Annotated in this window: 11 protein-coding genes; 2 read left to right on the top strand and 9 right to left on the bottom strand. The window is 36.9% G+C overall.

All coding sequences use genetic code 11. The annotated features are described in order from the left end of the window. Positions 1–71 precede the first annotated feature (71 nt). Positions 72–2,804, bottom strand: a complete 2,733-nt coding sequence (locus FB551_RS04540) for a sodium-translocating pyrophosphatase (protein ID WP_142015471.1) — start codon at positions 2,802–2,804, stop codon at positions 72–74. Positions 2,805–2,938: 134 nt separating this feature from the next. Here FB551_RS04540 and FB551_RS04535 point away from each other — a divergent pair, with 134 nt between their 5' ends. Both FB551_RS04535 and FB551_RS04530 read left to right on the top strand, forming a co-directional pair. After that, positions 2,939–4,660, top strand: coding sequence for an amidohydrolase (locus tag FB551_RS04535; protein ID WP_142015469.1), 1,722 nt, complete (start codon positions 2,939–2,941; stop codon positions 4,658–4,660). 25 nt (positions 4,661–4,685) lie between these two features. Continuing rightward, positions 4,686–5,645 carry a SphA family protein gene (locus FB551_RS04530; protein ID WP_047431213.1) on the top strand — a complete coding sequence of 320 codons (960 nt, stop codon included), beginning with the start codon at positions 4,686–4,688 and terminating at the stop codon, positions 5,643–5,645. A gap of 95 nt (positions 5,646–5,740) precedes the next feature. On the opposite strand, the gene FB551_RS04525 is transcribed toward FB551_RS04530, so the two are convergent. The 8 genes from FB551_RS04525 to FB551_RS04490 form a co-directional block, all read right to left on the bottom strand. After that, positions 5,741–6,352, bottom strand: coding sequence for an inorganic pyrophosphatase (locus FB551_RS04525; RefSeq protein ID WP_047431214.1), 612 nt, complete (start codon positions 6,350–6,352; stop codon positions 5,741–5,743). 18 nt (positions 6,353–6,370) lie between these two features. Continuing rightward, positions 6,371–6,883 (bottom strand): DUF7935 family protein, encoded by a 513-nt coding sequence (locus tag FB551_RS04520; RefSeq protein WP_047431217.1) that lies wholly within the window; start codon positions 6,881–6,883, stop codon positions 6,371–6,373. 24 nt (positions 6,884–6,907) lie between these two features. Beyond that, complete coding sequence (locus FB551_RS04515) at positions 6,908–8,083, bottom strand: hypothetical protein (protein ID WP_142015467.1); 1,176 nt, start codon at positions 8,081–8,083, stop codon at positions 6,908–6,910. Positions 8,084–8,171: 88 nt separating this feature from the next. Beyond that, complete coding sequence (locus tag FB551_RS04510; protein WP_226798617.1) at positions 8,172–9,068, bottom strand: phytanoyl-CoA dioxygenase family protein; 897 nt, start codon at positions 9,066–9,068, stop codon at positions 8,172–8,174. Positions 9,069–9,177: 109 nt separating this feature from the next. After that, positions 9,178–10,092, bottom strand: coding sequence for a hypothetical protein (locus FB551_RS04505; RefSeq protein ID WP_142015464.1), 915 nt, complete (start codon positions 10,090–10,092; stop codon positions 9,178–9,180). Further along, the gene (gene radC, locus FB551_RS04500) at positions 10,089–10,766 is read right to left on the bottom strand and encodes a RadC family protein (protein ID WP_142015462.1); all 678 of its coding nucleotides are present in this window, start codon (positions 10,764–10,766) and stop codon (positions 10,089–10,091) included. The genes FB551_RS04505 and radC overlap by 4 nt, the downstream gene beginning before the upstream one ends. A 25-nt stretch (positions 10,767–10,791) precedes the next feature. Beyond that, positions 10,792–11,370, bottom strand: coding sequence for a murein L,D-transpeptidase catalytic domain-containing protein (locus FB551_RS04495; protein WP_142015461.1), 579 nt, complete (start codon positions 11,368–11,370; stop codon positions 10,792–10,794). Between the two features lie 16 nt (positions 11,371–11,386). Further along, positions 11,387–12,055 carry an ABC transporter ATP-binding protein gene (locus tag FB551_RS04490; protein WP_047431228.1) on the bottom strand — a complete coding sequence of 223 codons (669 nt, stop codon included), beginning with the start codon at positions 12,053–12,055 and terminating at the stop codon, positions 11,387–11,389. Between the last annotated feature and the right edge of the window lie 52 nt (positions 12,056–12,107).

The raw sequence follows: 12,107 nt of genomic DNA, 5'->3' as shown, positions 1-12,107 counted from the left end.
TGATTTTTTAGGACCTGAATAGATACGAAAAAGCACCGCCCGGGCGATGCTTTTATTATATTTTTTTGATTTTAAAGAGCGAGTACTCTTACATCAATTCTTCTGTTTTTTGCTTTACATTCATCAGTGTCATTAGCTTCACATACAGGATGTAGTGACCCATATCCTTCTGCTTCTATTCTATCTGCTGAAATACCTAACTCAAGAAGTTTCAGTTTTGCTGTCTGTGCTCTCAGATTAGATAATTTGATATTGCTATCCTCATTACCGCTATTATCTGTGTATCCACCCAATTTTATTTTCAGATCGGGATAAGCATTTAAAATTTCTGCCAACGTATTAAGCTGAAGTGCGGATTCTGCTTTCAGATCACTGGAACCTGTTTCAAAATAAAGGTTTTCAATGGTGTACCATTTATTAGGATCTAAAGCCGATTTATCTTTTTGTTTCACCACATTATAAAGCTGGTAAAGCTGGCTTCCATCACCAATAGCAATTGTTTTTCCTCCATCCAGTTTTATTTTCTGAATATTTCCTGTTTCATATACAAAGTCTCCGTTTTCATTAAGATGTCCTTTAACTTCTCCCGGAATGACCGTAATTATTTTAGAATCTCCATTTACAGTGGGTGCACTGCTTGAAATTCCTGTAAGACTTTCAATTTTTGCTTTTCTGTTGGCCTCAATTTTATCTTTATGTAAAACCGCCAAAGTAGGTGCAATCACCAGAGAAACAATTGACATTAATTTGATCAGAATGTTCATAGATGGCCCTGATGTATCTTTAAACGGATCTCCCACGGTATCTCCTGTTACGGATGCTTTATGAGGTTCCGAACCTTTGTAATACGTCTGTCCATTGATATCAACTCCTTTTTCAAAGGATTTTTTAGCATTGTCCCAGGCACCTCCTGCGTTGTTCTGGAACATTCCCATTAAAACACCACATACGGTAGCACCGGCAAGAAATCCTCCCAATACTTCAGGACCGAAAATAAATCCGATTAATAAAGGGGAAACAATGGCAATAGCACCAGGAAGCATCATTTTTCTGATGGATGCATCGGTAGAAATGGCAACACATTTCTCATATTCAGGCTGTGCTTTCCCTTCCAGAATTCCCGGAATTTCGCGGAACTGTCTTCTTACTTCCTCTACCATCGCCATGGCCGCCTGTCCCACCGCTGTAATGGCAAGTGATGAAAAGATAAACGGAATCATTCCTCCGACAAAAAGTCCGGCAAGAACATCTGCTCTGTAAATATCAATACCATCAATTCCTGCAATTCCTACAAAAGCTGCAAATAAAGCCAAAGCTGTTAAAGCAGCTGAAGCAATGGCAAATCCTTTTCCGGTAGCTGCCGTAGTATTTCCTACAGCATCCAGAATATCTGTTTTTTCACGTACTTCTTTGGGAAGTTCACTCATTTCAGCGATACCTCCGGCATTATCTGCAATGGGTCCGAAAGCATCGATAGCAAGCTGCATTGCTGTAGTCGCCATCATTCCGGCAGCTGCAATAGCTACACCGTAAAGTCCTGCACACAAATAAGAGCCATAGATTCCTCCTGCAAGTACAATAATAGGAAGTAAAGTAGATTCCATCCCCACAGAAAGTCCGCCGATAATATTGGTTGCATGCCCTGTAGAAGATTGTCTCACAATACTGGAAACCGGTCTTTTCCCCATAGCAGTGTAATATTCTGTAATAATACTCATTAAGGTTCCTACAACCAATCCAACCATTATCGCTCCGAATACTCCCATTTTCGTAAACTCATGTCCTCTCAGAACCATTTTTTCGGGAAGGATATAGGTTACCAGGAAATAGGACGCAATGGCAGTAATTACAATACTTCCCCAGTTTCCAAGATTTAATGCGTTTTGTACGCTGGAAGTGGATGATCCTTCATTATCATTAATTTTCACAAATAAAGTTCCGATCATTGAAAATATAATTCCTGTTCCTGCAATCAGCATGGGTAAAAGGATTGGAGCAAAACCTCCGAAAGCATCATCGGAAACAGTTTCCCTGCCTAATACCATGGTAGCCAGAACTGTCGCTACATAAGAACCAAAAAGGTCGGCTCCCATTCCCGCAACATCTCCTACGTTATCTCCTACATTATCTGCAATGGTAGCGGGATTTCGGGGGTCATCTTCAGGAATTCCGGCTTCTACTTTTCCTACAAGGTCAGCACCTACATCTGCCGCTTTTGTATAAATACCACCTCCTACTCTTGCAAAAAGCGCTATGGATTCAGCTCCCAGAGAAAATCCTGTAAGAATTTCAATTGTTCTTTCCATTTCATGGGAATCCACTGTGGCTTCAGGGGCAAAAATCTGTTTAATAATCAGAAATAACGCTCCCAAACCTAAAACAGCAAGTCCGGCAACGCCCATTCCCATTACAGAACCTCCTGTAAAAGATACTTTAAGTGCCTTTGATAATGAAGTTCTTGCTGCTTCTGCCGTTCGGACATTAGCTTTGGTAGCTATTTTCATCCCGATAAAGCCAGCACATGCTGAAAATATGGCACCTACTGCAAAGGCGATACCGATACTCCAGTGGGAATTGGCATTCGTTGATCCCATCACTGCTAACAGAATGGCGACAACTACAACAAAGTAAGTTAAGATTTTGTATTCAGCCTTTAGAAAAGCCATTGCACCATCTGCAATATGGCCGCTGATTGTTTTCATTTTTTCATTTCCAGCATTCTGCTTGTTGACCCAGTTGCTCTGAAGAAATGTATAAAGCAAAGCTATGACACCAAAAATTGGCACTAACATAAATAGATCCATAGTTTATTATTTTATATTAAAAATTGAGATTAGTCTTATAAATATAATGAAATTATAAACACATAATAAAATTCACTAATAATAATCTATTATTTTGTAAATTTGTTTCTCACCATGATTTGAATTAATTATTTATGAAAAGGATACTATATACTCTTTTATTATCTGCAGGCATAAGCAGCTGTCACCATAAGATTCCACAAGAAAAAGCTGAGATCCTCTATTTTGGAGGTCCTGTTATAACAATGGAGGATTCTTCTCCCCAGGTTGAAGCTGTAGCAGTAAAAGATGGTAAAATACTTTTTGCCGGAACAAAATCGGATGCAGAGCGCTTTTCAGAGCCAGCCACAAAATTGATTAACCTCAATGGAAAAACTCTTCTTCCCGGCTTTATAGATGTCCATGGGCATCTTACTTCAAGAGCCGGGATGATGGACGCTGTAGACTTATCGCCTGAACCTTATGGAACGGTGAATTCAATTAAAGATTTACAGATTACGGTTAAGAACTACATCAAGGACAATAAAATCACAGGTAAGCAGCCGATTATCGGAAATGGTTATGATGATGCCATTATGACAGAACATCGTCATCCTACAAAAACAGAGCTAGATGTCATCAGTAAAACCAATCCTATTATTGTTATTCATGCTTCTGGTCATGCCAGCGTAGCAAACAGTGCGATGCTGCAACTTCTGGGAATCACAGAAGCCTCAAAAGATCCTGAGGGAGGACATATCGGCAGGGATAAAAAAACAGGAAAACTGAATGGTAAATTAGAAGAGAACGCAAGTTTCACTGCTTTATTGACCTTAACGGAAAAAATGAATAAGGGCAAAGATACCCAGGCTCACTCCATAAAAAATCTGATGAAAGCCCAGGATGAATGGCTCAGCTATGGACAGACTACTATTTGTGATGGAAGAACTATGGGAGAAAGTGTTGCTCTGTTAGAAAAAGCAGCGTCCCAGAATCTTTTTAAAGCCGATATCGTTTACTTTCCTGATTATGAGTATTTCAAAAAGGATTTCAGCCGTTTCAAACCAAAGTATATGAAGTATGAAAACCGCCTGAAACTGGCTGGGTTCAAATTTTCTGATGATGGTTCTCCACAAGGAAAAACAGCCTGGCTGACTCAACCTTATTTAGTTCCACCTGAAGGCCAGTCTAAAGACTACAAAGGATTTCCCATATTTACGGATGAAATATTGTATAATGATCTGAAAACACTATTCCAAAATCAGATAACCGCACAGCTTCATGTGAATGGAGATGCCGCAATAGATCAGGCTATACGTGTTATTAAAAGGTTAAAAGATGAAAATATATACAAACCGGAATTACGTGCCACATTGATTCATGTACAAAACAGCCGCCCTGATCATATTCAAAAGATAAAAGAATTAGGGGTAATTCCTTCTTATTTTTCTACTCATGCTTATTTATGGGGAGATTGGCATTACTCAAGTGTTTTTGGTCCTGAAAGAGCTGCTTTTATAAGTCCTGCTCACTCAGCATTAAAAGCAGGAATTACGTTTACCATTCATCATGACGCCCCGGTTACACCACCAGATCTGATCACTGGAGTATATGCCGCAGTGAATAGAAAAACACGTTCAGGGATGATTTTAGGACCCAATGAAAGAATCACTCCTCTTGAAGCCTTGAAAGCGATTACCATCAACGGAGCTTATCAACTGCAGGAAGAAAACAGAAAAGGGTCTATTAAAGCGGGTAAACTGGCAGACTTTGTTATTCTGGATCAGAATCCTTTAACGATAAGTCCTGAAAATCTTAGAAACCTCAAAGTTTTAGAAACCATCAAAGAAGGTAAAACTTTATATAAAAGAGATTAAGATGATGACTAACTGATCATTGACTATGAAAAAAATTATTATACTTATTTTGGGCCTTTTATGGGGAATATCCGCTTTTGGACAAGGTCACTACACAGGTTCTTCATTCAACCCCAATGATTATTTTGCACCACATCCCGGATGGATTATTCCCGTATGGTACGGCTATGCCAACATGGACTATCATAATGCTTCCGGCCAAAAGTCTGACCAGCTTATTAATCCTGCTCCGGGAAATCCTACAGAATTGCATATCAAGCAGAATGTAAAGACTCATTCTTTTATTCTGATGGCCATTTATGGCGGAAAAGGAAAAATTCTAGGAGCCAACTGGGGAATGATGATCATCCCTACCCTGAATAGTCCTACCGCCAATATTGCACTGGATTATTACTCCAGCCAAACCGGATCAGGGAATTATGTTTTCACCAATAAAAGTATTGGGTTTGGAGATATGTATATTCAGCCGATATGGCTATCCTGGACCAAAGGAAAGTTTAGCTATGCTTTTAATTATGGAGTTTGGGCTCCTACAGGAAAATATAAACCTCATGATCTGGATAATGGAGGGCATGGGTATTGGTCTCATAATATCCGTGTAGCCGGAAAAATGAAGCCGACCTCTAAGACCAATATCAGTATTGCCACGACTCTGGAGGTCAATCAGTGGCAGAAAGATACCGATTTTAAAGAAGGAAGTCATTTTACAGTAGATGCCGGCGGGTCATTTGTTTTAGATTCAAGGGGTGATGAAGTGGGTATTTTTGGTCATTATACAACTCAGGTTGGAAATGATAAAGGAACGAATGGCGGCTTTGTCTCTGATCAGATCGCTGGAATTGGTGCCTTTGCTTCTTACTGGATTGTTCCTATGAAAATTGGATTGATGGGAAGAATCACTCAAAACTTCGCTGTGGAAAACAGGTTTGGCGGAACGGCTGTTCAGGTGGGTCTTAATTTCTTACTCCCAAGCACCGCTCATTAGTATTTCAAAAAAAATCGAAGATTATTTTAATGATATCAATCAAAAAGGCAGATGAATTTTTCATCTGCCTTTTTAGTATGTCTGTAAAGGAAATATTATCCTCCGAATTTATCTGCGTAGTCTGTCTGAGAAGCTTTAATCACTTTTCTTGCATGTTCAGCTCCGTAAACTTCCTGAATTCTGCATTTTGCAGGCTCATCTGGTAAATTCTTGTACGTTAGAAAGTAGTGCATTAATCTTCTAACTTCTGCTTCAGGTAATTCAGCGATATCTCTGAAATGTCCGAAAGCATGGTCGTTGATCATTACGGCTACAATTTTATCATCAGCTTCTCCACCATCGATCATTTTAAAACCTCCGATTGGAATAGCTTCCATCAATAAACCTCCAGCATGAATATTGTGAGAACTTAAAACACAAATATCAAGAGGGTCATGATCTCCCATTGTAACATCCGTAGCTCCTGCTTCTACAGCAAGTTTCATCACTTCCTTATCACAGTATGTTCTTGGAACAAAACCATATAAAGCAGGGATGATGTTAGAAAATTTCTGCGGTCTGTCTACCTTTAAGTATCCTGTTTCTTTATCTACTTCATATTTAATAGTATCTGAAGGAACAATTTCCACAAATACATTTACAACATTTGGCGCATCTTCTCCTGCAGAAATTCCGTGCCATGGATGTGCTTTAAAATTTGGAATCATTATTTATCTGTTATTTTTTTAAGTTATTATTAAAATTTCTTTTCTTAAATCTTCTATGGTTTCAGCAATATAATCATTGCTTTCCATATAGTTCATGATGAAAATCGTTTTGAATTCATCCAGCTGAACTTCTCCTTTCAACCCGTCATACGTTTTGTGAAGCAGTTCTATAATCGCATTTTTTGAGTCTACGATATTCTTCCATGAATTTTTTGTAATGTATAACTGCTGTGAAGAGTTATACTCAAATTCTTCATTGATTGCCTTTTCAGTCAGGTAAATAAACTCATGAACAGCTAATCCCCTGTCAAACCTCTGTATAAGGTTTGAAGGTTTCATTCTGTCCAGAAACAAGGTCATTCTTTCATAGGAATGTGCTTTGTTCTCTGAATTTGACTTCACAGTGAGTAATTTGATTTCCTGGTTTTTAAGCGTAATGTATGAGTGTACAAATTGTCTGAGCAAAACCAGAAAAGGAATTGCAATAATCAATGCAAATGCATAGGGTAGATATCCTGAGAGACTCGTCATAATTTTAGACTGCAAAATTACTAATTATTTTCCGTCTTCTAAAGAGTTTTTAAAGATATCCACTTTAGAAATTTGTATATAGACTAATGCAAGCATAATTATAAGATAAAAGCCAAGCATCATCCTGTTTACCAGAGACGGAAAAACCAAAAATCTCAACATAACGGCTCCATAAATAATAGCAAAAAACAAGAGCTGAGCCTGATTTTTTTTATTATAAAATGAAAAACGATTCGCCAAAATGATTACCATGAAAATCAACAAGATTGGAAAATAGGAAGAGTTGAATTCCAACATTATATTCCTTTTAATAAAGTGAATATAATCTGAAAAGGAAAACGGATCGGGCTGTGACAGAGGATAAATCTGCACTTTTGTAAACTGATTCATAAAAAGTGTAGACCACGAAACCTGATTAAAAGCCTGTATTAAAAAGAAGGAAAGAAATACATATCCGTAAGATATCAATAAGGTACCTGTTTTAATCCAGAGATTATTCCTGTAAAAATAAATAAAGGCATATAAGAATGAATACAATATAAAATATTCCGGTCTTGTGAGGACACACAGCATAGCTAATATGCCTGCAAAAAAGAAATTTTTCCTCACTAAAAACACATAAAAGCTCAAAAGAAGCAACAGACATGATAAGGAATCTGCTGAAACATGGCGGGCCGACTCCGGCAAAGGTTTGAATAGTGAAATTAAAATAGTAAGGATAAAGGCCAGAGGATAATTTTTCAGAATTTTTATCAAAAAGATAAAAATCAGAATAAGTATCAAAGCATACGAAATAACTGAAATTAAAGAGATGGAGGCAGAAGCACTGAAACCAAGCTTAAATAATGACCAGCCGATAAAATTATAAAAAGGTTTTACCACAAAAAGCTGCAGCTCTTCTTCGTAGGCTTTGGGATTTTGCGAAATGATTTTATAGTATGTGCTCTCCCCTTTTGCTATTTCTTCAACCATTGGATCAACAGGGCCAAGTCCGGCAAAATCAGGATTCTTTTCCCTCAGCTCGTCATATACCTTCTGATGAATTTCTTCAATTTTCATTTCAGGATATTCCGTTTTATAAATCAGCCCCATATAGGCTTCCATATCAGTGTTGTAATAATGGTTGTTATACAGGTAGTATGACATAAAGCATACATACATTGAAAATATTAAAACAAGAATATTCTTCTTTTTTTCCATACACTGATATTATGAATACAAATGTAAAAAAACTATCTTTTAAACTTATATTCTTATAAAAGCTTTTATAATAAAGGATAAGCCTTAGTTAAAGTTCAAAGAGCGCCGGCCTTTGAGTTACTTCGTGATAGCACACACTATTTTCGTCAAAGAAATGATATACAAGACTTTTTCTCGTTCTGTTTTTATCTGTGTGAGGCTCTCCTCCGTGAAGAATATTGGCATGCCAGATTAGTAAATCCCCTTTTTTTGCTTTAAAAATTTCTTTTTTTAAACCTAATTCTTTTACTTTATCCTCAAGGAAAGTTTCATAAGCTCTGTAGCTTTTCTTTCCTATTTTCAGGGATGTCCCTTCATTATCGTAATCTGAATTCAAAAAATAAGGGAGTTTATGGCTTTTAGGAATATAGTGAAGAGCACCGTTACTTTCATCTACATCTTCCAGCGCAATCCATACTCCAAGTAATCCTCCCAATGGATATGTGGTCATGTGAATACTGTCAGAATGGGTTTTCTGCTGGCTTCCGTTGATGAAGTTGATACTTTGGAAAAGCTTCGATTTTCCATCCAGCAAAACAGATAAAAAGTCTAAAAGTTCTTTATCACTTCCTATATTTTTAATGATTTCAGAATGATGGATTGCAAACATCAGTTTTCCTCCATAGATAAATTTCAAAGTTCCATCCTCCATCAATTTATCAATTTCAGTATTGATCTGATCTGCTGTTTCCGGAGTGAGGTAATTCCTCAGAATCATATAGCCATTCTCATCATACTGAAGAGCACTTTCTTTATTTTCTTCAGAAAGTTTCTTAAAAAAAGGAGTTTCCTTCAGTTTTGTATCATCCAGAGTTCTTTCGCTGGCGGGAAGGTGGGCAAAATCTTTGCTTGAAATACTTGAAAAATAGCTCTTATTGATTCCGTATTTTTTATATAAGGGAATATTATGCTTTAATTTATTTTTTTTAAATAAGTTATAAAGCATGTATGACAATTTGTACTGACGAATCTGTTGTAACATAACTGTTTTACTAAGGATTTTATAAAGTTACGGAATATTACTTAATTAGAACCAATCTAAACAATGCTTTTCATCATAAAAAAGACCTTCCTCTTACTACAAGATATGCTAACTTTTTGAAAAGGTTCATTTTTGAATTTTCAATAATTCCGTAAGGTCTTAATTCGGGGCGAAATCCCCTGAAAAACTCTTCAATATTGGGAAGCTCACCTCCTTCGAAATCAAAGATATGAGTTTCTATATTTTCTTTAATAACATGATCAATCAATACAGATGCTCCTGATAATCTGACATAATCTTTATCATTAAAATTCCCTAAAAGTGCTACCATATTACTATCCGAATACGTAGCAATCACATTAGCAATCTTTTTCTGATAGTAAAAAGCTGTGAATTTCAGATATCCGGACTTATAAAAGCTCTCGAAAATTCTCATGAATTCAGAAAGATCATGGTCTTTGTTCAGCCCTATCGTATTGGATTCAATAAAAGCTTTTGCTTTCTCATAAGGGATTGTTTTAATTTCTGATTCTTTTAAAACAGCTTCATCTAACCGAAGTTTTCTTTTTCTTTTGGGTGAATATCTCGAATATACTTTCTCATAAGCGTCAGGATATAGTAAAAAGTTTTTCTTGATTCTGATCTTTGTACGAAGCTGATTGACATCATTGAAAGGATATGCCCTTATCATATAATTTTTTTCCAGATATTCTAAAAAAGCTTCATTAAGTTCAAGGTTGTCTTTCTCAGAAAAAACACCAAGCTGCTGGCAAAGTTTAGGGTTATGGACAATTTTCATCCCATATTTTCTCACAAAAGGGACGGGCATCACCGCTTCATAATCTTTATAAACCAGAATATCCCATGGCATTGTAGAAGTAGTGTCCAGAAAATCTTTTGCTGCAGAATATTTTCTTTGTTCGGAATTTTCTAAACATTGAGCATATTTTGCAAAATCAATTTCATGGTATTTCAATCTTCTAATCATAATAATCCTGCGTCTGAGAAACTAAAATAAGAATCCTGCGTGACAATAATATGGTCTAAAAGCTGAATACTTAATGTATTTCCCGCTTCTTTTATTTTCTGTGTGATATTGATATCTTCCCGGCTTGGTTTTAAGCTTCCGGAAGGATGGTTGTGGGCAATGATAATACCGGTTGAAAAATGATCCAATGCGCCTTTGTAAAGGGTTCTTACATCTACAATAGACTGGCTGATTCCTCCCTGCGTGAGTTGAGATACATGAATTACTTTATTACTATTATTTAGGAAAATCGCCCAAAACTCTTCTGTTCTCAGATCGGAAAGCTGATTTCTCAGAATTGCATAAGCATCATGGCTGTTTCCGATAATTGTTTTTTCAGGAATTTCCTGTACAGCTCTTCTTCTTCCGATTTCTAAAGCTGAAATAATTGAGATGGCTTTTGATTCTCCAATACCTTTGAATTTCATCAGATCCTTGGCAGAAAGTAAGCTTAATTCATGCCAGCTATTATTGACGGAAATTAAAATTTTCCTTGCTAATTCCAAAGCGTCTTCCTCTCTATTTCCGCTTCCCATAATAATTGCCAGAAGTTCAGAATCAGAAAGTGAGCTTTTGCCTTTCTGCAAAAACTTTTCTCTGGGTCTGTCATCTTCAGCTAGGAGTTTTATGGCCATGGAAAAATATTACGAATATTATCAATTAATAGAAAGCATATAAAATGACAGGTTTTGTAGAACTATCAATATATTTTGCCGTTTCTTTGAGGGCATTTACAGAAAGCATAGGGCATCCTAAACTCAGACATGCAGGAGCCTGCGATTCTGCGTCAGGAATGCATCCGTAAGAATGAAGAACGATTGCTCTCTGCATGGCATTGCTGTTGGTAACATCCAGTCCTGCCAGGCGGTAAGCTTTCCCAAATTTCCCCACATAGCTTTCTCCGATAGCATATTTTCCAAGGGATGACTGATAAGAGCCTTCAACATTACTGAATTTTAAAGCATCCGATTTTGGAATGACAGAACCTGAACCATGAGAAACTACAGCCTGCTGCAGAATTGTATTGTTTTTCAGGTTATAAACAAAATAACGATACTTCCCCGAGGGGATTTTAAAGTTGATAAAAACAGCCAGTTCCTGATTGTACTCTTTTCCTTTAATAAAATTTTTAATTTCCGAAATTCTTGTCTGAGGAATACCCAACGGATTCAACTGCTGGGATTCAGCTTTTGAACAGGAAATTAAAATTAAAAAAAGAAAAATAAAGTGTTTCATCATCTGGCGTTGTATAGTGCTACTCTATGATCATTCCGTCTTTCATAACAAGCTTGCGGTCTGTAATTTCTGCAAGATTCGGGTTATGGGTTACAATGACAAAAGTTTGATTGTATTTATCTCTAAGATCAAAGAACAGTCGGTGAAGATCATCCGCATTCTTGGAATCAAGGTTACCGGTAGGTTCATCCGCAAAAATGATTTTCGGAGAATTAATTAAAGCCCTTGCCACCGCTACCCTCTGTGCCTCTCCACCTGAAAGCTGGTTGGGTTTATGATTCAGTCTCTGTTCTATCTTCAGGTCTTCAAATAAAGCATAAGCTTTTTCAAGAGCTTCTCTTTCGTTGGCTCCTGCTATTTTTGTAGGAAGCAAGACATTTTCCAGCGCTGTAAACTCTGGAAGAAGCTGATGAAACTGAAATACGAAACCGATATTCTGATTTCTGAACTTCGACAGCTGCTTATCATTCATATTAATAAATGACTCTCCTGCTATTTCAATCTCCGTATCATACTTACCGGATTGGGTAGGATGATCCAGTGTTCCTAAAATCTGCAACAGTGTAGATTTACCTGCCCCTGATTCTCCCACAATAGAAACCACCTCTCCTGTTTTGATATGAATATCAACTCCTTTCAGTACTTCTAAATTCCCATAAGACTTATGGATATTTCTTGCTTTAATCATGATTCAAAAATAGTGAATTGCCTGCAAATAAAAAACCGCTTTTTGAAGCGGT

Source organism: Chryseobacterium aquifrigidense, assembly GCF_006716485.1.
In the GTDB taxonomy this organism is placed as follows: Bacteria; Bacteroidota; Bacteroidia; order Flavobacteriales; family Weeksellaceae; genus Chryseobacterium; species Chryseobacterium vietnamense.
Note: the sequence above shows the minus strand (reverse complement) of the source record. Positions and strands in the feature narration are given on the sequence as shown.

Bases quoted from the DNA above. Each gene is read 5' to 3' on its own strand.
- FB551_RS04530 (WP_047431213.1), top strand. From the start codon at position 4,686: ATGAAAAAAATTATTATACTTATTTTGGGCCTTTTATGGGGAATATCC.
- radC (WP_142015462.1), bottom strand. From the start codon at position 10,766: ATGGCCATAAAACTCCTAGCTGAAGATGACAGACCCAGAGAAAAGTTT.
- FB551_RS04505 (WP_142015464.1), bottom strand. From the start codon at position 10,092: ATGATTAGAAGATTGAAATACCATGAAATTGATTTTGCAAAATATGCT.
- FB551_RS04520 (WP_047431217.1), bottom strand. From the start codon at position 6,883: ATGACGAGTCTCTCAGGATATCTACCCTATGCATTTGCATTGATTATT.
- FB551_RS04510 (WP_226798617.1), bottom strand. From the start codon at position 9,068: ATGCTTTATAACTTATTTAAAAAAAATAAATTAAAGCATAATATTCCC.
- FB551_RS04490 (WP_047431228.1), bottom strand. From the start codon at position 12,055: ATGATTAAAGCAAGAAATATCCATAAGTCTTATGGGAATTTAGAAGTA.
- FB551_RS04515 (WP_142015467.1), bottom strand. From the start codon at position 8,083: ATGGAAAAAAAGAAGAATATTCTTGTTTTAATATTTTCAATGTATGTA.
- FB551_RS04535 (WP_142015469.1), top strand. From the start codon at position 2,939: ATGAAAAGGATACTATATACTCTTTTATTATCTGCAGGCATAAGCAGC.
- FB551_RS04495 (WP_142015461.1), bottom strand. From the start codon at position 11,370: ATGATGAAACACTTTATTTTTCTTTTTTTAATTTTAATTTCCTGTTCA.
- FB551_RS04540 (WP_142015471.1), bottom strand. From the start codon at position 2,804: ATGGATCTATTTATGTTAGTGCCAATTTTTGGTGTCATAGCTTTGCTT.
- FB551_RS04525 (WP_047431214.1), bottom strand. From the start codon at position 6,352: ATGATTCCAAATTTTAAAGCACATCCATGGCACGGAATTTCTGCAGGA.